This window comes from Pseudothauera nasutitermitis (genome assembly GCF_004801295.1).
In the GTDB taxonomy this organism is placed as follows: Bacteria; Pseudomonadota; Gammaproteobacteria; order Burkholderiales; family Rhodocyclaceae; genus Pseudothauera; species Pseudothauera nasutitermitis.
On the sequence record NZ_SSOC01000006.1, the window covers coordinates 241,554 to 262,934 of the forward strand.

Here is a 21,381-nt window from a genome sequence, read left to right on the forward strand (position 1 = left end):
GGTTCGCTACTGCTGTCGCTGATCGCGATTCAGGTCTGAATGGCAACGTCGGGAGTATCACCTGGACAGAAAGTCCGCAGCCCCTGCATACTCACTATGAATCAGCGTACGGTACGCCGCATACCGAGGAGGCTCCATGTTCATCCGCAAAGCTCAATGCGAACGTGCCCTGGCCCTTCAACGCGATGATTTCGAACATGAGATCGCACGCTATCGCGACGACCTGAACGCCATACGACAGAATCTCGCCTACATCGAGTTCACGCCGGAAGGCACCATCCTCGACGCCAACGACTGCTTTCTCGCGGCCACGGGCTACACCCTCGACGAAATCCGCGGCCAGCATCACCGCATGTTCTGCGAACCGGCCTACACGGCCAGCGACGAATACGCCGCCTTCTGGCGCAACCTCGCGCAAGGCCAACCCAACCAGAGCACGTTCGGGCGGCTCACCAAATCGCGCCGGACGATCTGGCTCGAAGCCTCCTACTTCCCGGTCCGGAACGCCAGCGGCCAGATCGTCAAGATCATCAAGATCGCCTCCGACGTCACGGACAACCACTTTTCGCTGCTCGACAAGACGGCCATGTTCACGGCGCTCAACAACTCCCTCGCCGTCATCGAGTTCAAACCCGACGGCACGATCCTCACCGCCAACGAAAATTTCCTGCGTACGATGGGCTACCCGCTGGAGCAAATCCAGGGGAAACATCACTCGATGTTTTGTACGGAGGCGTTTTACCGCGAGAACCCCGACTTCTGGAAGCGCCTGGCAGACGGCCACTTCATGTCCGACCGTTTCGACCGCCTCAACAGTGCCGGCGAGCGCGTATGGCTCGAGGCCACCTACAACCCCATCGTCGACGCCGACGGCAAGGTGTACAAGGTCATCAAGTTCGCGTCCGACATCACCAGCCGTGTCAATGCCAAGCTCGACGCCGCAACGGCCGCCACCGACGCCTCGCGCCAGACCTCGCAGATCGCGCACGAAGCCAAGGAGCAACTCGACGAAGTGGTCGCGCTTTCCGACGAAATCGCGCGTCACGCCAATGAGGCCGCTACCGTCAGCGCCAGGCTCGACGACCAGATCGAAAGCATCAACGAAATCGTCACCACCATCCAGAGCATCGCGAACCAGACCAACCTGCTGTCCCTCAACGCCTCCATAGAAGCCGCGCGCGCCGGAGAAAGCGGCCGAGGCTTCGCCGTCGTGGCGGACGAGGTGCGCAAGCTCGCCTCCAAAACCTCCGAAGCCACCGCCGAAATCAGCAATGTTGCCCACGCCAACACCGAACTGACCCAACTGATCGCACTCCAGATCGACCGCATCCATGAAATCTCGACCAGCAGGCAATCCAAGGTGCAGCACGTGCGCACGCGCATCGCCAGCGTTGACGATAGCATCGCGAACCTCCTCGACGTCGTCGCCCACCTGGAGGAGTGACGCGGCCGCTGCGGCCGAGTAGCAGTCAAACAGCCTTCACAGACGAGAACGCCCGGCTTGCCGGGCGTTCTTCATGAGGCGATCGTCTTCAGCCTCGATCCGGTCCGGAACACCGTTCAGGCCGGCCCCTCCGCCCGTCCCCCGCGCTCCCGCCACCACGCAACGACGATCGGCGTTACCGACAGCAGGACGATGCCGATGACCACCGCCGACAGGTTGTTCTTGACCACCGGCAGGTTGCCGAACCAGTAGCCCAGCATGGTCAGCGGGGCCACCCACAGCGCGGCGCCGAAGACGTTGAAGAACACGAAGCGGCGGTATTCCATGCGCGACATGCCGGCCACGAACGGGGCGAAGGTGCGGATGATGGGGACGAAGCGGGCGATCACGATGGTCTTGCCGCCGTGGCGCGCGTAGAAGGCCTGGGTGCGTTCCAGTGCGCGGCGGTTGATGAGGCGGCTGTTCCAGTGTTCGATGCGCCGGCCGAAGTATTTGCCGATGGTGTAGTTGACGGTGTCGCCGAGCACGGCGGCGACGAACAGCAGGCCGATCAGCACGGCCGGGTCCAGGCCGCCGCCGGCGGCCAGCGCGCCGGCCATGAACAGCAGGGAGTCGCCGGGCAGGAAGGGGGTGACGACCAGCCCGGTTTCGCAGAACACGATCAGGAACAGGATGGCGTACAGCCATGGGCCGTACTGGGCGAGCAGCTCGGCCAGATGCTGGTCGAGGTGGAAGAGCAGGTCGATGAAGAAGGTGATGATTTCCATGCTGGGGCGGTGTCTGGGCTAGGGGCCGGCCGGCGGTTCACTCGGCGGCGGGTTCGGACGGCCGGGGCGGTTCGAGCCGGTGGATCTGTACGGTGGTGATGCGGCGTTCGTCGATGCCGGTGATGCGGAATTCGAAGTTCTCGTGGATCAAGGCTTCGTCGACCTTGGGCATGTAGCCGAAGTTCGCCAGCAGGTAGCCGCCCAGGGAGGAATAGCTGCCGTCCTCGCTGAGCAGGCCTTCGGTGTGCAGGGCCTGTTCGAGCTGGTGGAGGTCGACGCTGCCGGAGACGGTCCATTTGCCCGGCCCGGCGGGCTGGATTTCCAGGGTCTCGTCCTCGTCGGGGAATTCGCCGGCGATGGCTTCGAGGATGTCGATGGGCGAAACGACGCCCTTGAACAGGCCGAATTCGTCGCTGACCAGGGCGATCTGCCCGCGTGCGTGGCGCAGGGTTTCGATCAGTTTGATGGCGATGGTGCTGTCCGGCACGTAGATGGGCGCGCGCAGGCTGGCTTGTTCGTCGATGTGCCCGAAGCGCAGCAGGTCGGCGAGCAGGTCCTTGGCGCGCGCCACGCCGACGATTTCGTCGAGCGAGCCGCGGCACACCGGGAACATGGCGTGCGGGGCGGCCAGCAGCTTGTCGCGGATCACATCCGGCGCTTCGTTGAGATCGATCCAGGAGATGTCGGAGCGCGGCGTCATGATGGAGCGCACGTCGCGTTCGGCCAGGGTGAGCACGCCGCCGACCATGCTGCGCTCTTCCGGGGCGAAGGCGGATGCCGCCGCCACCGATCCGCCCGCGGGTGCGGCGGCGGCCATTTCCGGCGCCGGGCGGCCGCCGAGCAGACGCAGCACCGCTTCGGCGGTGCGGTCGCGCAGCGGGATGCGCGCCTCCTCCCTGGCGAGGTTGCGCTTGGCGAGCTGGTTGAAGGTCTCGATCATCACCGAGAAGCCGATGGCCGCGTACAGATAGCCCTTGGGCAGGTGGAAGCCCAGGCCCTCGGCGACCAGGCTGAGGCCGATCATCAGCAGGAAGCTCAGGCACAGCACGACCACCGTGGGGTGGGCGTTGACGAAGCGGGTGAGCGGCTTGGAGGCGAGCAGCATCACGCCGATGGAGATCACCACCGCCGCCATCATCACCGGCAGGTGGTTGACCATGCCGACGGCGGTGATCACCGCGTCCAGGGAGAACACCGCGTCGAGCACGACGATCTGCGCCACGACCACCGAGAAGCTGGCATAGACCGCCGTGGCCGGCCCCTTGTGCGTCACGCCCTCCAGGCGCTCGTGCAGTTCGGTGGTGGCCTTGAACAGCAGGAACAGGCCGCCCAGCAGCAGGATCAGATCGCGCCCGGAGAAGCTGAAGCCGAACATGCTGAACAGCGGCGTGGTCAGCGTGACCAGCCAGGAGATCACCGAGAGCAGCATCAGGCGCATCAGCAGCGCCAGGCTGAGCCCGATGACGCGCGCCTTGTCGCGTTGATGCGGGGGCAGCTTTTCCGCCAGGATGGCGATGAAGATCAGGTTGTCGATGCCAAGCACGATCTCCAGCAGAACCAGGGTGGCAAGGCCGATCCAGGTGGCTGGGTCCGAGAGCAGTTCGATCATGTTGGTTGGAGTGGGTGCGGTGCGGGGAAAAAGTCGGGCGCCGGGGGCCAAAGACCCCGGGCGCCCCGCATGGTTTCATACGAACGTGACAACAACAAGCGACAACTGGGCAGTTGCCGGGCAGGAGCGGGCTGTCGCGGTTGCCGGATGAGGCGTGCGGACGGGCTTATGGCCGTGGTGCGCCGCCGTCGGCAGGGGTTTGCCGTTCGAGCGTGCGTGCGGTGTCGCGCAGGTCGATGAGGGCTTCCGAGGTGACTTTCAGCCTGCGGTCGTCCAATACCTCCGCCAGGGTCTTGCCGTGTTCCCGGGCATGGCGCGCCAGGGTTTCGGCGCGCGTCTGGAGCAGCGCGCGGATGTCCGCCTCGTACAGGCGCAGGATCGCCGAGACCCAGCGGTTGACCAGGTAGGAGGGGCGGTCCAACTGCACGTCGAAGCGGCCGAGCAGTTCGCCGGCGCGTTCGGGCTCGATGAAATCGTCGCCGGCCATCCACTGATTCACGGTGAACAGCCGGTAGGCCCTGCCGGCGGCATCCACGCTGATGCCCGCCAGATGATGGATGGGGCCGCCCTTGCCCGCGGGGCGGACGAAGCAGTGGAAGTGCCCGTGCTCGCGCTCGTCGCGGGCCGGCAGGTGGCAGTGGTAGTACCACAGCGAGCCGCTTTCCGGATCGAACACGTCGTCCGGCGGGTAATGCGCCCAGCCCTCGACGGCCTCGCCGTGGCCGAGCGTGGTCAGCAGCACGTTGCTGGCGGACTTGGCCAGCACGTGTTCGCAGAACAGCGCTTCGCGGGCGGCTTGCAGGCGCTCGGCGAAGGTGTCGGGCGGAGGCGTTTCGTCCATGGGTGGGGTCCGCTAGATGGCGCCGCAGGGCGCGTAGCCCTCGTCGTCGTCCTGGCTGGCGGATTCCGACGATGGCGCGCTGGCGCGCGCGGCCTCGGGGATTTCGGCGGGGGCGTTCGCCTGGTGGTCGGCGATCACCGCGACCGTGGCGGCCAGCAGGGCGGAGCCGAACAGGAGCGTGTTGCGGGATTTCATGTTGGCTTGTGTCCGTCCAGGCCGAAGAAGGGGCGCAACCGCATGCCCACGATGCTGCCGAGAAAGGCCAGGGCGAACCATACCCAGCCATGCACGCTGCCCGAGGCGATGCCGCCGAACAGCGCGCCGATGTTGCAGCCGAACGACAGGCGCGCGCCGTAGCCCATCAGCAGGCCGCCGAGGATGGCGGCCACCACCGGGGCCAGCGTCAGTTTTGCGCTGCCCTGGGCGAATTTCCCCGCCAGTCCGGCGGCCAGCGCGGCGCCGAGGATCACGCCGAAGTTCATCACCGAGGTGACGTCCGCCAGCACGCTGGCGTTCAGTGCGCGCTCCTGCATCGGCCAGCTCCAGAAGGTCCACTCGCCCACCGCGACGCCGGCCGCCTGGGCGATCTTGGCGCCCCACAGGCCGAAGGCGTAGGTGACCGACCACGGATGCCCGGCGGAGAACAGGGTGACCGCATTGAGCCCCGCCAGGATCAGCGCGGCGGCGGTGAGCGACCAGGGGCCGAACAGCCAGGCCCGCAGGGTGAGCGGGAAAGGCGTGCTGCGTGCTTCCAGCATGCCGTGGGCGCGCTTCTCCACCCAGATGCTCAGCAGCGCGACGAGGCCCAGGCCGCCCAGGGTGAGCGCCAGCGCCGGCACCCAGCCGAAGCTCTTGCTCAGGTTGATGGAGGACAGCGAGGGCTGCGTCAGCCACCACGGCAGATGGGCGGTGCCGACCAGCGAGCCGAGGATGAAAAAGGCCAGCACGACCAGCATGCGCGCCTGCCCGCCGCCGACGGTGAACAGCGTGCCGGACGCGCAGCCGCCGCCCAGCTGCATGCCCAGCCCGAACAGGAAGGCACCGACCACCACCGAGGTGCCCACCGGCGCGAACGCGCCCGCCAGCGGACGCCCCCAGGGGCTGATGTCGCTGGCCAGCAGCGGAATGAACAGGAGTGCGGCCGCCGCGACCATCAGCATCTGTGCGCGCAGGGAACGTCCGCGCCGCTCCTGCACGAAGCGCCGCCAGCCGCCGGTGAAACCGAAGGAAGCGTGGAACAGGGTCAGCCCGAAAGCGCCGCCGAGCAGGAACAGAAAGGCCTGCCGGGCGTCGATCGCCAGGCCGATGCCCAGCGCGGCGAGCAGGATGAAGCCGCCGACGAAGGTGACGAGGTAATGGTCGGCGGCAGCCGGAGGGGAAGTGGAAATGCGGGTGCTCATGTGCGAATGACGCTCACCCCGCGCACGGATGCGCGGGGTGAGCGTGGGAAAGGTTCAGAGAGGGCCCGGGGAGGGTCCGTTGCAGTATCCCTTACTTGCTCTTCCAGCCCTCGAACTTGCCGGTGAAGAAGTCGATGTTCTTGTAGCCGAGCAGGCTGAGGGTCGTGTAGGTGTGGGTCAGCTGGTAGCCGCCGCGCGCGTAGATGATCACGCGCTTGTCCGGCGTCACACCCGCGGCCTTGTAGAGCTTGTCCAGCTCGGCGGTGGATTTCAGCGTGCGGTCGGCGTTCAGCGTGGTGTCCCAGAATACGTTCACCGAGTTGGGGATGTGGCCCCAGTCGTAGTCGGCCGGCGCGCGCACGTCGATGATCACGCTCTTCTTGTCGTCGGAGGCCTTCTTCAACTCGTTGATGTCGATGAACTGCGGCACGCCGCTCTTGCCGCCGACGGGAATGCCATCCGCAGTGGTCTGCGCCGAGGCGCCGCCCGCGACGTTGAAGGTGTAGTTGTCGTAGGCGATGGACTGGCCGGCCTTCGGGTCGCGGCTCCATTCGTCCCAGCTGGCGTCGTAGAAGGCCACGTTCCGGTAGCCCAGGTTGCGCAGCGCCAGGTAGTTGTTGGCCGCGTAGACGCCGCTGCCGCAGTAGGAAACGATTTCGTCGTCCGGGTTGATCTGCTTGTCGGCGAGCACCTGGGCCAGTGCGGACTGCGGCTTGAGCGTGCGCTCGGCGGTCAGCAGCTTCGGCGCCGGCAGGCTCTTCGCGCCCGGGATGTGGCCGTCCAGATAGGCTTCCTCGTCGCGGCCGTCGATGATGGTCACGTCGGCCTTGCCCACCTTGCCTTCGACGAATTTCTTGTCGACGCGGATTTCCTTCTTCTGGCTCAACTTGAAGGCGCTTGGCTGCGGGGTGACGGCTTCGGTGGAGAGCTTTTCCTTCCACGCGCCGACACCGCCGTCGAGCACGTGCACCTTCTTGAAGCCGGCGTAGTCGAACACCACGTAGGCGCGGCCGGGCAGCGCGCTGTTCTCGTAGATCACCAGGGTGTCGTCATAGCTCAGGCCAGCGGCGGCGAGTTCGCGCTCGATCACCTCGTCGCTGGCGAACTCGTTGCGCACGCCGTCCACTTCGCGCTGGTTGAACTTGATCCACGGCAGATTGATGGCGCCGGGGATGTGGCCGGCGGCGTAATCCTTGGCGGGGCGCAGGTCGATGATCTTGGCGCCGGAGGCGGCCAGCTTCTTCGCCTGATCGGCGGAGATGATGATGTTGCCCTGCTGCGCGGCTTGCGCCGCGGCGGGGGTGGCGGCCACGGCGGCGCCGGTATGAGCGGTGGCCGCCAGGGCCGGCAGGCTCACGGCGAGCAGGACGGAGCGCAGGGATTTCTTCAGGGGGAATCTCGGGGACATTTTCGCTTCCTTTTATTGTGATGGACGGTCCGGGCAGGGGATGCGGCGGCATGCCGGACATGCTTCCAAGGGCGAAAATGTAAGACCTGGGGCGGTCATATCAAACGACGAATTACCGATATCTATATCACTTTCGTTGTATTTTTCCGTTGGACATATTTCAACTGGATGCCCCGGCAAGCGGCGTGCCCCCGGCGCTTGCCGGGGGCGGTCGGGCCACTGCGTGTTTCAGGCGCCACGCAGCGCCCGGGCGTGATGCGCGACGTGCTCGCCGATGAAGCTGGCGATGAAGTAGTAGCTGTGGTCGTAGCCGGGGCGCAGGCGCAGTTGCAGCGGATGTCCGGCGGCCTCGGCGGCAGCCTGCAGCAGTTGCGGGCGCAACTGGCTTGCGAGGAATTCGTCGCCCTCGCCCTGGTCGATCAGCAGCGGCAGCTTCTCCGGGGCCGATTTCACCAGTTCGGTGGCGTCCCAGGCCTTCCAGCTTGCGCGGTCCTCGCCCAGATAGGCGGTGAACGCCTTTTCGCCCCAGGGCACCTGTGTGGGCGCGACGATGGGCGAGAATGCCGAGACGCTGCGGTAGCGCCCCGGGTTCTTCAGGGCGATGGTGAGCGCGCCGTGTCCGCCCATGGAATGGCCGCTGATGGCGCGCGCGGCGGTGGCCGGAAAGTTCGCCTCGACCAGCGCCGGCAGTTCTTCCACGATGTAGTCGTACATGCGGTAGTGCCTGGCCCAGGGTTCCTGCGTGGCGTTGAGGTAGAAGCCTGCGCCCTTGCCCAGGTCGTAGCCTTCGGCATCGGCCACCTCGTCGCCGCGCGGGCTGGTGTCGGGCACGACGAGGAGGATGCCGTGCTCGGCGGCGTAGCGCTGCGCGCCGGCCTTGGTGATGAAGTTCTGCTCGGTGCAGGTCAGGCCGGACAGCCAGTACAGCACCGGCAGCCTTTCCTTTTCCGCCTGCGGCGGCAGGTACACGGCGAAGTTCATCGCGCAGCCCAGCACCTTCGATTCGTGCCGGTACACGTCCTGCCAGCCACCGAAGCAGGCGCGGTGTTCAATGCGTTCCATCCCCGTCTCCTCAGTAATGCACCACCGAGCGGATGGACTTGCCCTCGTGCATCAGCTCGAAGGCGGTGTTGATGTCGTCCAGCGGCATGGTGTGGGTGACGAAGGGGGCCAGTTCGATCTTGCCCTGCATGGCGTCTTCCACCATGCCCGGCAACTGCGTGCGGCCCTTCACGCCGCCGAAGGCGGTGCCCTTCCAGGTGCGCCCGGTGACCAGCTGGAACGGCCGCGTGGAGATTTCCTGCCCCGCGCCGGCCACGCCGATGATCACGCTCTGGCCCCAGCCCCGGTGCGCGCATTCCAGCGCCGCGCGCATCACGTTGACGTTGCCGATGCACTCGAAGCTGTGGTCCACGCCCCAGCCCGTCATGTCCACGATGACCTGCTGGATGGGCTTGTCGTGATCCTTGGGATTCACGCAGTCGGTGGCGCCGAACTGCCTGGCCAGTTCGAACTTGGACGGGTTGGTGTCGATGGCGATGATGCGCCCGGCCTTGGCCTGGCGCGCGCCCTGGATCACCGCCAGGCCGATGCCGCCGAGGCCGAACACGGCCACCGAATCGCCTTCCTGCACCTTGGCGGTGTTGTGCACCGCGCCGATGCCGGTGGTCACGCCGCAGCCCAGCAGACAGACGTGTTCGGGGTTGGCCTGCGGGTTGACCTTGGCTAGCGACACCTCGGCCACCACGGTGTATTCGCTGAAGGTGGAGCAGCCCATGTAGTGGTAGATGGGCTGGCCGTTGTAGGAGAAGCGCGTGGTGCCGTCCGGCATCACGCCCTTGCCCTGGGTGGCACGCACCGAGACGCACAGGTTGGTCTTGCCGGACTTGCAAAACAGGCATTCGCCGCATTCGGCGGTGTACAGAGGGATGACGTGGTCGCCCGGCTGCACGCTGGTCACGCCTTCGCCCACTTCCACCACGATGCCGGCGCCCTCGTGGCCCAGCACGGCGGGGAACAGGCCTTCCGGGTCGTCGCCGGAGAGGGTGAAGGCATCGGTGTGGCAGACGCCGGTGTGGGTGATCTTCACCAGCACTTCGCCCGCCTTGGGCGGGGCAACGTCGATCTCGACGATCTGCAGCGGTTCTCCGGGGGCGAAGGCGACGGCGGCGCGGGATTTCATGGTCTCGACTCCTTTTCTCTTTGTCGGGGCGGGGCGCGGCTGCGTGGCCGCGCGGGTCATTTGAGGTAGGAACGCAGCAGGCCGGTCATCTCTGCGATGCGCGCCTGCCGGTCTGTGTCGGACGTGGCCGGCTGGCCGAAGGTTTCGCGCAGGTGGGCTTCCATGACCTCGGACATCAGCCCATTGACCGCGCCACGGATGGCGGCGATCTGCTGCAATACCGGGGCGCAGTCGGCGCCGGCCTCCAGCGCACGTTCCAGCGCCTCGGCCTGGCCGCGGATGCGGCGCACGCGGGTGAGTACGCGCTTCTTCTCTTCCGGGCTGTGGGGCACGGCAGGCTCCTGTCCAATACTGGGGTATAGTATCAAGGCGGGTGTGCGGCCCGTCAATCCTCTGGCGCGGGCGTGTTGGGCCCGCTCCCCCGCCCTGCGGGACTGCCTATGGTTTCTGCGTCCGGGTGCCGTCGAGGAAGGCGCTTTCGATCAGCGCGGCCAGTCCGACGCGGGCGACGCGGCCCCGGCGTTCGGCGTCGAACAGGCCGATCAGGGTGCTGATGAAGATCTCGGTGAGCCCGGGCGCGCTGATGTCGATGCGGAACACGCCGGCCTGCTGCCCGCGCAGGAAGAAGGCGTCGAGCGCCTTGTCCCACTCGCAGTGCGCGCAGATGTCGGTGGAGGCGTCCTTCCAGTAGTACATCAGGAACACGGTCAGCTCGCGGTGTTCCAGGTGGCTGGCGATCAACTGCCGCAGCGCGTCCAGCGGCGGGGCGCTGTCCAGCCGGGCGGAGGTGATGACTTCGTCGAGCACTTGCCCGCTGTGCGTCGCGAGCCGGTCGATCAATGCCTGCCGGGTGCGGCAGAAGCGGTAGAGCGTGGCCTTGCTGATGCCGATGGCGCGGGAAAGCTCCTGCAGCGAAGCCCTGGGCTGTTCCACCAGTGCCAGCGCCAGCGCGACCAGGATGCGGCGGTCTTCGGCATCGGTGGTGGGCGGCGTGCTCGTCATCGACATTGCTTTATCCATGTCCGGAATGGGGTCGGCGAATCGTACTGGATTCGATTTTCCCTAACCACCCGTTTGCTACCCGGGTGGTGCTATTTTAGCATTTTGGTTCAAAATGAATCTAAATAGATTCAAAAGATGCTTCATGGTAGCATCGCTGTCTTGCCAAAAATTCACACGCACGGGTGTCGATGATGAAAGGTCTGCAAATGGGGTGGCTGCCGCCATCCGCGCTGGTTCTGGCGGTTCTGCTGACGGGCTGCGGGCGGGGCGGGGATGCGCCGCCGCCGGCCGAGATGGCGAAGGCCGTGGAGGTGGTGGCCGCGCAGTCGCGTGAACTGGCGCTGACCAGCGAGCTGCCCGGACGCGTCGAGCCGGTGCGCGTGGCCGAGGTGCGTGCCCGCGTGCCCGGGATCGTGCTGAGCCGCAGCTTCGAGGAAGGCGCGGACGTCAAGGCAGGCCAGTTGCTGTTCCAGATCGATCCGGCCCGCTTCAAGGCGGAGCTGTCGCGGGCGCGCGGCGAACTGGCGAAGGCCGAGGCGGCGCTGCTCGACGCCCAGTCGGTGGTGCGGCGGTATGCGCCGCTGGTGGAGATCGAAGCCGTCAGTCCGCAGGATTTCGATGCGGCGCAGGCCGCCCTGCAGAGCGCGCAGGCGGCGCGGCAGTCCGCGCAGGCCGAGGTGGAGACGGCGCAGCTGAATCTGGAATACGCCAGCGTGCGCGCACCGATTTCCGGGCGCATCGGCCGTGCGCTGGTGACCGAGGGGGCACTGGTGGGGCAGAACGAGGCCACGCCGCTGGCAGTCATCCAGCAGCTCGACCCCGTGTATGTGGACTTCAAGCAGCCCGCGGCTGATCTGCTGCGTCTGCGCGAGGCGCTGGAAGAGGGCCGTCTGGCGCGCACGGACGGCGCCGTGCCGATCAGCGTGAGCGTGGAAGGCGCCAGCCGCCCGCGCGAGGGCCGGCTGCTGTTCTCCGACGTGACGGTGGACCGCGCCACCGGGCAGGTGTCGCTGCGCGGCGAGGTGCCGAACGCGGACGGCCTGCTGCTGCCCGGCCTGTACGTGCGCGTGCGCATCGCCCAGGGCCTGGACCCGCAGGCCGTCGTGGTGCCGCAGCGCGCGGTGCGGCGCGCGGCCGACGGCAGCGCGAGCGTGCTGGTGGTGGGCGCGGACGGCGTGGCCGAGGAGCGCCCGGTGCACACCGGCGCGATGGCCGGCACCGAATGGCAGATCCGCGCAGGGCTGGCGGCGGGGGAGCGGGTGATCGTCGGCGGCAGCGCCGGCGCGGGCGAGCCCGTACGCATCGTCACGCCGGCCGCCGGCGGCGAACCGCGCTGAGCCGGCTGGCCGGCGCATTCCCGAGGACCACGACATGTCCAGGTTTTTCATCGACCGCCCAAACTTCGCGTGGGTGATCGCCATTTTCATCACCTTCGCCGGCCTGCTGGCGATTCCGTCGCTGCCGGTGTCCCAGTATCCGGTGGTGGCGCCGCCGCAGATTTCCATCAACGCCACCTACCCGGGCGCTTCCGCGACCACCGTGGTCGATTCGGTCACCAGCGTGATCGAGGAGGAACTGAACGGTGCCAAGGGGATGCTGTACTACGAATCCTCCAGCAGTTCGGCCGGCACCGGCGAGATCGTCGTCACCTTCGCGCCGGGCACCGATCCGGACCTGGCGCAGGTGGATGTGCAGAACCGCATCAAGAAGGCCGAGGCGCGCCTGCCGCAGGCAGTGATGCAGCAGGGCCTGCAGGTGGAGCAGGCCAGCGCGGGCTTCCTGTTGATCTACACGCTGCGCTACAAGAGCGGCGATGCCGACGTGGTCGGCCTGGCCGATTTCGCCGCGCGCAACGTCAACAACGAGATCCGCCGCGTGCCCGGCGTCGGCAAGGTGCTGTTCTTCGGCGCGGAGGCGGCCATGCGGGTGTGGCTCGATCCGCAGAAGCTGGTCGGCTACGGCCTGTCGGTGGACGACGTGAATGCCGCCATCGCCGCGCAGAACGTGCAGGTGCCGGCCGGCAGCTTCGGCAGCCGTCCCGGCGGCGCGCAGCAGGAGCTGACCGCCACCATCGCCGTCAAGGGCATGCTGGAGACGCCGGAGGAATTCGGCCGCATCGTGCTGCGCGCCAATCCGGACGGCTCGGCGGTCACCCTGGCGGACGTCGCGCGCATGGAGATCGGCCGGCAGGACTTCCAGTTCGACATCCGTGACGGCGGCCGCAAGGCCGTCGGCGCCGCGGTGCAACTGAGCCCCGGCGCCAACGCGCTGCAGACCGCGGAGGCCGTGCGTGCCCGCCTGGAGGAACTGTCCGCCGGTTTCCCGGACGACATCGAGCATTCGGTGCCCTACGACACCTCGCGCTTCGTCGAGGTGGCCATCGACAAGGTGGTGATGACCCTGATCGAGGCCGTGGTGCTGGTCGTCCTGGTGATGCTGCTGTTCCTGCAGAACCTGCGCTACACGCTGATTCCGACCATCGTGGTGCCGGTGTGCCTGGCCGGCACGCTGGCGATGATGTACGCACTGGGTTTCTCGGTGAACATGATGACCATGTTCGGCATGGTGCTGGCCATCGGCATCCTGGTCGACGACGCCATCGTGGTGGTGGAGAACGTCGAGCGCATCATGACCGAGGAGGGCCTGCCGCCGCGCGAGGCCACCATCAAGGCCATGGGCCAGGTGTCGGGCGCCATCGTGGGAATCACGCTGGTGCTGTCGGCGGTGTTCCTGCCGCTGGCGTTCATGAGCGGCTCGGTGGGGGTGATCTACCAGCAGTTCTCGCTGTCGCTGGCGGTGTCCATCCTGTTTTCCGGCTTCCTCGCGCTGACCTTCACCCCGGCGCTGTGCGCGACCCTGCTCAAGCCCATCCCGCAGGGGCATCACGAGCAGAAGAAGGGCTTCTTCGGCTGGTTCAACCGCGGCTTCGCCACGCTCACGGCGCGCTTCGAATGGCTGAGCGCGCGCCTGGTGCGGCGCACCGGGCGCTACATGCTGATCTACGCCGGCATCGTGGCGGTGCTCGCGTTCTTCTACCTGCGCCTGCCGGAATCCTTCGTGCCGGCCGAGGATCAGGGGTATTACATCGTCGACGTGCAACTGCCGCCGGGGGCCGCGTATGCGCGCACCGAGAAGGTGGCCGAGGCGCTGGAAGACTATCTGCTCAAGCGCGACGTCACCTCAGCCAACACGCTGGTGCTGGGGTGGAGCTTCTCCGGCACGGGACAGAACGCGGCCATCTCGTTCCCGATGCTGACCGACTGGTCGGTGCGCGAGCAGTCCGTGAACGACGAGGTGGCGGCCTTCGGCGCGCATTTCGCCGATTTCACCGACGCGCAACTGATGGCGGTGAACCCGCCGCCGATCGAAGGCCTGGGCAATGCCGGCGGCTTCGCGCTGCGCCTGCAGGACCGTGGCGGCCTGGGCCGCGCGGCGCTGGTCGAAGCGCGCAACCAGCTGCTGTACCGCGCCAACACCTCGCCGGTGATCGCCTACGCGATGATGGAGGGCCTGGAAGACGCACCGCAGCTGCGCCTCCACATCGACCGCGAAAAGGCCGAGGCGCAGGGCGTGGGCTTCGGCACCGTCAGCGCGGCGCTGTCCACCGCCTTCGGCTCCTCGGTGGCGGCCGACTTCGCCAACGCCGGGCGCCTGCAACGCGTGGTGGTGCAGGCCGACTTGGCGGAGCGCATGACGCCGGAGGGCATCCTGCGCCTGCACGTGCCCAACGCGCGCGGCGAGCAGGTGCCGCTGGCGGCCTTCGCCAGCGCGAGCTGGGAAACCGGCGCGGTGCAGATTTCGCGCTACAACGGCTATCCGGCCTTCAAGATTTCCGGCGATGCGGCGCCGGGCTACAGCACCGGCCAGGCGATGGCCGAGCTGGAGCGCATCATCGCCGAACTGCCGCCGGGCATCGGCTACGAGTGGACCGCGCTGTCCTTCCAGGAGCGCGCGGCCGGGGCGCAGGCGCCCTTCCTGTTCAGCGTCGCCATCCTGGTGGTGTTCCTGCTGCTGGTGGCGCTGTACGAGAGCTGGTCGATTCCCACCGCGGTGATGCTGATCGTGCCGATCGGCGCGCTCGGTGCGGTACTGGCGGTGACGCTGCTGGGCATGCCCAACGACGTGTACTTCAAGGTCGGCCTGATCACCATCATCGGGCTGGCGGCGAAGAACGCCATCCTGATCGTCGAATTCGCCCGCAGCCTGTACCTGCAGGGGCGGCCCGTGGTGGACGCGGCCATCGAGGCGGCGCGGCTGCGCTTCCGGCCGATCATCATGACCTCGATGGCGTTCATCCTCGGCGTGGTGCCGCTGGCCATCGCCAGCGGTGCCGGCGGCGCCAGCCAGCGCGCCATCGGCACCGGGGTGATCGGCGGCATGCTGAGCGCTACGCTGCTCGGGGTGATCTTCGTGCCGATCTTCTTCGTCTGGGTGATGTCGCACGTGCGGCGCGCCCGCGCCGATGCACCGGCGGATGCGGAGGTGGCGGAATGAACGGCAGACAAGGTGGAGGCGAATGCATGGGCGGCCGCAAGACACTCACCGCGCTGACAGTCGCCACCCTGCTGGCCGGCTGCTCGCTCGCGCCGGTCTACCAGCAACCCGAAGCGGCCCTGCCCGCGCAGTGGAAGCAGGCGGCCGACCGGGTGGGCGCCGCCACGGCGGAAACCGGCTGGCGGGATTTCATCCTCGACGAGGGCCTGCGCGAACTGGTCGTGCAGGCCCTGGCCAACAACCGCGACCTGCGCCAGACTCTGCTGGACGTCGAGGCGGCGCGCGCGCAGTACCGCGTGCAGCGCGCCGACCGTGTGCCGGGACTGGAGGCGCAGGGCGGCGGCACGCGCCAGCGCGTGCCGGGCGACCTGAGTAGCAGCGGCGAATCCGCCGTGCACAGCCAGTGGCAGGCCGGCATCGGGCTGAGCGCCTTCGAACTGGATCTGTTCGGCCGCGTGCGCAATCTGTCGCAGGCCGCGCTGCAGGAATATCTGGCCACCGAGGAGGGCGCGCGGGCGGCACGCATCAGCCTGATGGCGGAAGTCGTGCGTGCCTATCTGGTACGCGACGGCGCGCAGCGCCGGCTGCACCTGATCCGGCAGACGCTGGCATCGCGCGAGGCCTCGCTGGCGCTGATCGAGCGCCGCCGCGCGGCCGGTGCCTCGACCGCGCTGGATCATCAGGAAGCGCTCGGCCTGGCCGAACAGGCCCGCGCCGAGCTGGAGCGCGTGGACCGCGAGTTCCGCCAGGCCGGCAACGCGCTGCGGCTGCTCGTCGGCATGGCGGATCTGGCGCTGCCGGAGAGCACGAATGCGCGTACCGTGCTGGTGCAGGACATCGCCCCGGGCGTGCCTTCGGACCTGCTGGCCCGCCGCCCGGACATCCTCGCCGCCGAACACCGGCTGCGCGGGCGCAATGCCAGCATCGGCGCGGCGCGCGCGGTGTTTTTCCCGCGCATCGCGCTGACCGGCCTGTTCGGCAGCGCCAGCGCGGAACTGTCCGACCTGTTCGGTTCGGGCCAGCGCGCCTGGTCGTTCTCGCCGCAGATCACCCTGCCGATCTTCGACGGCGGGCGCAACCGCGCCAACCTGGACCTGGCGGCGGTCCGCAGAGACATCGCCGTGGCGGCCTACGAGCAGACCGTGCAGCAGGCCTTCCGCGAGGTGGCCGACGCGCTGGACGCCACTGCGACGCTGTACCGCGAGGAAGCCGCGCGCCGCACGCTGGCGGCGTCCAGCGCCGAAGTGCTGCGCCTGGCGGAAGCGCGCTACCGCGCCGGTGTGGACAGCCATCTGCGCTACCTGGATGCCCAGCGCAGCGCGCTCGCCAACGAGATGGCCCTGGCCGAAGTCGCCACGCAGCGCCAAGTCGCGCTGGCGACGCTGTTCAGCGCCCTGGGGGGCGGCTGGGAACGGGCGGAGGGCGTGGCCGGACGGTGAAAGGCAGATCATCCGGCGGCAGCCGCGACGGGGTGTTGTGGGCAAGCTCCTCGCCGGGCTAATGTCGGGGCTTCGTTCTCCGGATCCGCTCCCGCCGTGAAACCCAGGTTGTCCCCCAGCCGTGCAGCACTGATCGAACGCTACGGCGAACGCTACAAATGGATCGCGCTGTCCGTGGTCGCACTCGGCACCATCGCCGCGGTGCTGTCGACCACCAGCTTCAACGTGGCGATTCCCGCGCTGATGGCGCATTTCGGCCTCGGGCAGGAGCGCGTGCAGTGGGCCATCACCGGCTTCATGGGGGCGATGACGCTGGCCATGCTGCCCACGCCCTGGCTGCTGGACCGCTTCGGTTTCCGTACCTGCTTCCTGAGCGCCATCCTGGTTCTCGCGCTGGCCAGCGTGGCGGGCAGCCTGTCGCCGTCCTTCGGCTTCCTGGTGGCGATGCGGGTGATCCAGGGCGCGGCGGCGGGTTTGCTGCAGCCGCTCGGCGCGCTGGCCGTGCTGCGGCTGTTTCCGCCGCAGGCGCAGGGCAGGGCGGGCGGTGTGCTGGGCTTCGGCATCGTGCTGGCGCCGGCGGTGGCGCCGGCGCTGGGCGGAATCCTGCTCGACCTGTTCGGCTGGCCGGCGATCTTCTGGCTCAACCTGCCGTTCTGCCTGGTGGCCGGCGTGGCGGCGCTGTTCCTGCTGCCGGTGGCCGGCGAGCGCAGCGCCAGGCCGTTCGACTGGACCGGGGTGAGCCTGCTGGCGCTGGCCACCGTGGGCGCCATCGAGAGCGTTGCCGGCCTGCACCACAGCGGGCTGTTCAGCTTGTGGACGCTGGTGCCCGCGGCGGCGGCGCTGCTCGGCTTCGGCGGCTTCGTGGTGCACAGCCGGCGTGCGGCGGCGCCGATCATTCATCCGGGGCTGTTCGCCGACCGGGCGTTCGCCATGGGCAACGTGGTGTCCTTCGCCTACGGCTTCGGGCTGTACGCCTCCACCTACCTGATTCCGGTGTTCATGCTCAGTGCGCTGGGCTACTCAGCCACCGAGGCCGGCGCGACGCTGCTGCCGGCGGGCATCGCGCTGGCGCTGTGCATGCCCCTGGCCGGCCGCCTGGCTGACCGCTATCCGCCGCGGCGCGTGGCGCAGTGCGGGCTGGCGGTGTTCGGCGCGTCCTTCGCGCTGCTGGCGGTATATGGCGGTGACGTCACCCATGGCGAACTGATCGCCTTCACCATCCTCGGGCGCATCGGCCTCGGCCTGATCCTGCCCTCGCTCAACCTGGCCGCCCTGCGCGGGCTGGCGCCGCACCAGTTGGGGCAGTCGTCCACGGTGATTACCTACGCGCGCCAACTGGGCGGCGTGCTGGGCGTGGCGATCTGCGCGGTATTCGTCGAGTGGCGCATGGCCGCGATGCCGGCGGACGAGGCCGGCGCGTTCGCCCAGGGCTTTGTGCTGGTCGCGGTGGTGTTCGGCATCGCATTCCTGGCGGCCTTGCGGATGCGCCGCGCGGATGGCGCCTGAGTGCTAGACTGAAAAACCGCGTCCATCCAAGTGGAGTCCGCCATGAACATCGACCTCGCCGCGTTCCGCCTGAATGCACTGACCACGCTGACCGGCAGCGGCGCGAGCGCCGCCGGTGGCAGCGCGGGCAATACCGATTTTCTCAACATCCTGCTGCAGGCGCGCGGCGCATCCGGCACCCTGAACGCCGGTGGCGGCAGCGGAAGCGCGGTGGACGCGCTGCTGGGCGGCGAGTCCTCGCGGATGAACAGCGTGCTCTCGCAGCTTGAGGCGAGCAACGCTGCCTTTCTGCAGCGCTACAACGCCCGCGTGGAAGAGATCGGCGACGAGGCGGAGGTGCTCACGCAACTGCGCGAGCGCGTGGCCGAACTGGGCGCGGCCAGCGGGGCCATGGCGCAACTGAAGACGGACAGCGCGGACGACGAGATCCGCGCCGTGCTGCGCGAATTCATCGCCGGCTACAACGCCTGGGATGCCGAATTCGATCCCTACTTCGAGCGCGGCGGGCTGCTGGAGGACAACCAGGCCGGCGGCGTGGCGCGCTTCTCCCTGCGCCGCGAGGTGGGCTCGATCTTCCACGGCGCGGGCAACGGCGGCTTCGAACTGGGGCTGACCGACATGGGCGTGCGCTTCACCGCCGACGGGCAACTGGTGCTGGACGAAGCGGCCTTCGACGCCGCGCTGGCTTCCGACCGAGAGGGCGCGCTGGGCACGCTGAACAACGTGGCCCGCGCGTTCGGCCAGGCTGCCGAGATGCTGTCCGCCGACGGCCATCTGCTCGACCGCCGCATCGACAACGCCGAGCGTGCGGTGGCCTGGGCCGCCGACAACCAGGACGAGGTGGATGCGGAGTTCGGCCCCGGCGCGGTGCGTGCGCGCCTGCGCGGCCTGTATGGCTGAACGCTGATGCCGCCACCCGGCGCGCCGGCGGACCGGCGCGCGGGCCGGGCGCTCAGAACGGCTTGATGGCGACCTTCAGCACGCCGTCGCGCTGATTGGCGAACAGGTCGTAGGCCGTGACGATGTCGTCCAGCTTGTAGTGGTGGGTGACCAGCAGGCCGAGGTCCAGGCGTTCTGCGGCGATCACGTTCATCAGGCGGCGCATGCGCTCCTTGCCGCCGGGGCACAGCGCGGTGTTGATGCGGTGATCGCCCAGGCCGGCGGCGAAGGCATCCAGCGGAATCTTCAGATCCTGCGAATACACCCCCAGGCTGGACAGCGTGCCGCCGGGCTTGAGGCAGCGCAGCGACTGTTCGAAGGTGATCTGCGTGCCGAGCGCCTCGATGGCCGAGTCCGCACCGCGCCCGCCGGTGAGCTTCATCACCTCGTCCACCACGTCGCAGTTGCGGAAGTTGAGGCTGATGTCGGCGCCGAGCTTCTGCGCGATGCCCAGGCGGTGGTCGTTGCCGTCCACGGCGATGATGGTGGTGGCCCCCAGCAGGCGCGCACCGGCGGTGGCGCACAGGCCGATCGGCCCCTGGGCGAAAACCACCACGGTGTCGCCGATGCGGATGTTGGCGTTTTCCGCGCCCTTGAAGCCGGTGGACATGATGTCCGGGCACATCAATACCTGTTCGTCGGTAAGGCCGTCGGGAATCGGCGCCAGGTTGGCCTGCGCGTCCGGCACCAGCACGTACTCGGCCTGGGTGCCGTCGATCAGGTTGCCGAAACGCCAGCCGGCGGTGGCCTTGTAGCCGTGGCAGCCGCAGCGCCCGGAGGGGATCAGGTAGCTGCCGTCCTGCGACGGGGCGCCGTCCTGCGCGGCGTAGGAGCCGAAGTTGGGGCAGATGGCGCCGGCGATGACGCGCTGGCCTTCCTCATAGCCGGTGACCGCGCTGCCGAGCTTTTCAATGATCCCCACCGGTTCGTGGCCGACCGTGAGGCCCTTGGCGACCGGGTATTCGCCCTTGAGGATGTGGACGTCGGTGCCGCAGATGGTGGTGGTGGTGATGCGCACCAGCGCATCGTTGGGGCCGACGTCTGGGATGGGTTTCTCGGTCAGTTCGATACGGCCGGGTTCTAGGAAAACGGCGGCCTTCATTCTTGTTGCCATGAGTGCTCTCCTTCCTTGTATTGGTATTGCCGACGGTGGGCGGCAGTTCCATGCTAGTGGATCGCAGGGCGGAGTTCTTGTGCCAGATCATGGGACGGCAAGTTCGACGGGAAATGCATGAATCATGCTGGGCAGGCTGCGCCGGGATGTCCGCCTTCCGGTCTCGCCGGCGTGTCCGCCTGGCCGGGGGAGGAAGGTTCCGGCCTACCCGGGCTGTTTGCGGAAGCGTGCCGGCGACTGCCCGAAGCGTCTGCGGAACTGGCGCGCCAGCTGGCTGGTGTCGGCCAGGCCGATCTCGTCGGCGATCTGCGCCAGCGCGTGGCCGGAGTTGAGCAGCCGCCAGCGCGCGTGCTGCATGCGCATCTCCGTCCAATATGCGCGTACCGTCCGGCCGTGGCGCTGCAGGAACAGGCGGTCGAGCTGGCGGCGGCTGACGCCGATGCGCGCGGCCAGTTCGTCGGAGGTGGCGCGCGTGCCCAGCAGCGTGCGCATCAGCGCGATGGCGCGGCCGACGTGGCGGCCGGAGACGGCGGCATCGTCGAGCGAGCGCAGCGCGTGGGCGCTGCCGCGCGCCTCGTCCACCAGCATGTCGGGCAGGCCCTTCAGCGCGCGCGTGCGCCCGCAGGCGCCGGCCAGCAGTTCCACCGCCAGATCGATGGCCGCCATGCCGCCTGCGCAGGTGATGCGCGCGCCGTCCACGCAGTACAACTGCTCGCTCATCACTTCCACGCGTGGGTGGCTGGCGCGGAATTCGGCCTCGTGGCGCCAATGCACGGCCACCTTGTGGCCGTCCAGCAGCCCGCAGGCGGCCAGCAGGAAGCTGGCGTTGTCGATGGCCACCAGCTTCACGCCGTGGCGCAGCGCGCGGCGCAGCAGGGGGCGGTAGCGCGGCGCGAGGGCCTCGGTGGCACGTGCGCTGCGCCCGCCGAACAGCACCAGGTAGTCGTACTCGTCCCAACGCGCATCGGCCGCGGCCAGGTCGGTGTGCACCGCCACCCCGCTGCTCGCGCGCACGCTGCCGGCTTCGATGCCGAGGATGCGCCAGGCGCAGTAGCGCTGGCGGCTGTAGTCCTCCTCGTCGGCGGTGAAGCGCAGCTTGTCGAGGAAACCGCCGAAGGGCAGCAGGGCGAATTCCGGCAGCGGCAGCAGCAGGAAGCGCAGGTCCGGGGCGATGGGTTCGGTGGGCATGGCGGATGTCCGGATCAGACCGATCTGTGTCCGGATCATACCGTGCGC

18 protein-coding genes are annotated in these 21,381 nt (G+C 68.3%); 6 read left to right on the forward strand and 12 right to left on the reverse strand.

Going from position 1 to position 21,381, the window contains the following annotated elements:
* Window positions 1-136: 136 nt before the first annotated feature.
* Window positions 137-1,444 (forward strand): methyl-accepting chemotaxis protein, encoded by a 1,308-nt coding sequence (locus E6C76_RS22645; protein ID WP_136349459.1) that lies wholly within the window; start codon window positions 137-139, stop codon window positions 1,442-1,444.
* Window positions 1,445-1,560: 116 nt separating this feature from the next.
* On the opposite strand, the gene E6C76_RS17110 is transcribed toward E6C76_RS22645, so the two are convergent.
* The 10 genes from E6C76_RS17110 to E6C76_RS17155 form a co-directional block, all read right to left on the reverse strand.
* Window positions 1,561-2,211: a DedA family protein gene (locus tag E6C76_RS17110; RefSeq protein WP_136349460.1), complete on the reverse strand. Its 651-nt coding sequence runs from the start codon at window positions 2,209-2,211 to the stop codon at window positions 1,561-1,563.
* Window positions 2,212-2,248: 37 nt separating this feature from the next.
* The gene (locus E6C76_RS17115) at window positions 2,249-3,820 is read right to left on the reverse strand and encodes a TerC family protein (protein WP_230976303.1); all 1,572 of its coding nucleotides are present in this window, start codon (window positions 3,818-3,820) and stop codon (window positions 2,249-2,251) included.
* A gap of 166 nt (window positions 3,821-3,986) precedes the next feature.
* Complete coding sequence (locus E6C76_RS17120; protein WP_136349461.1) at window positions 3,987-4,661, reverse strand: DUF6969 family protein; 675 nt, start codon at window positions 4,659-4,661, stop codon at window positions 3,987-3,989.
* Window positions 4,662-4,673: 12 nt separating this feature from the next.
* On the reverse strand, window positions 4,674-4,856 hold the full coding sequence (locus E6C76_RS17125; protein WP_136349462.1) for a hypothetical protein: 183 nt from the start codon (window positions 4,854-4,856) through the stop codon (window positions 4,674-4,676).
* Window positions 4,853-6,061, reverse strand: coding sequence for a YeeE/YedE family protein (locus E6C76_RS17130; protein ID WP_136349463.1), 1,209 nt, complete (start codon window positions 6,059-6,061; stop codon window positions 4,853-4,855). The genes E6C76_RS17125 and E6C76_RS17130 overlap by 4 nt, the downstream gene beginning before the upstream one ends.
* Window positions 6,062-6,152: 91 nt before the next feature.
* Window positions 6,153-7,469, reverse strand: a complete 1,317-nt coding sequence (locus E6C76_RS17135) for a rhodanese-like domain-containing protein (protein ID WP_136349464.1) — start codon at window positions 7,467-7,469, stop codon at window positions 6,153-6,155.
* A 228-nt stretch (window positions 7,470-7,697) separates the two neighbouring features.
* A complete protein-coding gene (gene fghA / locus E6C76_RS17140) occupies window positions 7,698-8,531 on the reverse strand; it encodes an S-formylglutathione hydrolase (RefSeq protein ID WP_136349465.1) in 834 nt (277 codons plus the stop codon).
* Between the two features lie 10 nt (window positions 8,532-8,541).
* Window positions 8,542-9,651, reverse strand: coding sequence for an S-(hydroxymethyl)glutathione dehydrogenase/class III alcohol dehydrogenase (locus E6C76_RS17145; RefSeq protein WP_136349466.1), 1,110 nt, complete (start codon window positions 9,649-9,651; stop codon window positions 8,542-8,544).
* Between the two features lie 56 nt (window positions 9,652-9,707).
* Window positions 9,708-9,983: a formaldehyde-responsive transcriptional repressor FrmR gene (gene frmR, locus E6C76_RS17150; protein ID WP_136349467.1), complete on the reverse strand. Its 276-nt coding sequence runs from the start codon at window positions 9,981-9,983 to the stop codon at window positions 9,708-9,710.
* 106 nt (window positions 9,984-10,089) lie between these two features.
* Complete coding sequence (locus tag E6C76_RS17155; protein WP_230976304.1) at window positions 10,090-10,659, reverse strand: TetR/AcrR family transcriptional regulator; 570 nt, start codon at window positions 10,657-10,659, stop codon at window positions 10,090-10,092.
* A gap of 185 nt (window positions 10,660-10,844) precedes the next feature.
* Between E6C76_RS17155 and E6C76_RS17160 the strand changes: the two genes are divergently transcribed.
* The 5 genes from E6C76_RS17160 (at window position 10,845) to E6C76_RS17180 (ending at window position 18,992) form a co-directional block, all read left to right on the forward strand.
* Window positions 10,845-11,990, forward strand: a complete 1,146-nt coding sequence (locus tag E6C76_RS17160) for an efflux RND transporter periplasmic adaptor subunit (RefSeq protein ID WP_136349468.1) — start codon at window positions 10,845-10,847, stop codon at window positions 11,988-11,990.
* Window positions 11,991-12,024: 34 nt separating this feature from the next.
* On the forward strand, window positions 12,025-15,147 hold the full coding sequence (locus E6C76_RS17165; protein ID WP_136349469.1) for an efflux RND transporter permease subunit: 3,123 nt from the start codon (window positions 12,025-12,027) through the stop codon (window positions 15,145-15,147).
* Window positions 15,144-16,586 carry an efflux transporter outer membrane subunit gene (locus tag E6C76_RS17170; protein ID WP_331000024.1) on the forward strand — a complete coding sequence of 481 codons (1,443 nt, stop codon included), beginning with the start codon at window positions 15,144-15,146 and terminating at the stop codon, window positions 16,584-16,586. The genes E6C76_RS17165 and E6C76_RS17170 overlap by 4 nt, the downstream gene beginning before the upstream one ends.
* A 96-nt stretch (window positions 16,587-16,682) precedes the next feature.
* Window positions 16,683-18,092, forward strand: coding sequence for a DHA2 family efflux MFS transporter permease subunit (locus E6C76_RS17175; protein WP_136349470.1), 1,410 nt, complete (start codon window positions 16,683-16,685; stop codon window positions 18,090-18,092).
* A 42-nt stretch (window positions 18,093-18,134) separates the two neighbouring features.
* Window positions 18,135-18,992, forward strand: a complete 858-nt coding sequence (locus tag E6C76_RS17180; RefSeq protein WP_136349471.1) for a hypothetical protein — start codon at window positions 18,135-18,137, stop codon at window positions 18,990-18,992.
* Between the two features lie 52 nt (window positions 18,993-19,044).
* Here the strand turns inward: E6C76_RS17180 and E6C76_RS17185 are convergent, their stop codons facing one another.
* Window positions 19,045-20,145, reverse strand: coding sequence for an NAD(P)-dependent alcohol dehydrogenase (locus E6C76_RS17185; RefSeq protein WP_136349472.1), 1,101 nt, complete (start codon window positions 20,143-20,145; stop codon window positions 19,045-19,047).
* A 204-nt stretch (window positions 20,146-20,349) separates the two neighbouring features.
* Window positions 20,350-21,333, reverse strand: a complete 984-nt coding sequence (locus E6C76_RS17190) for a GlxA family transcriptional regulator (protein WP_136349473.1) — start codon at window positions 21,331-21,333, stop codon at window positions 20,350-20,352.
* Window positions 21,334-21,381 lie beyond the last annotated feature (48 nt).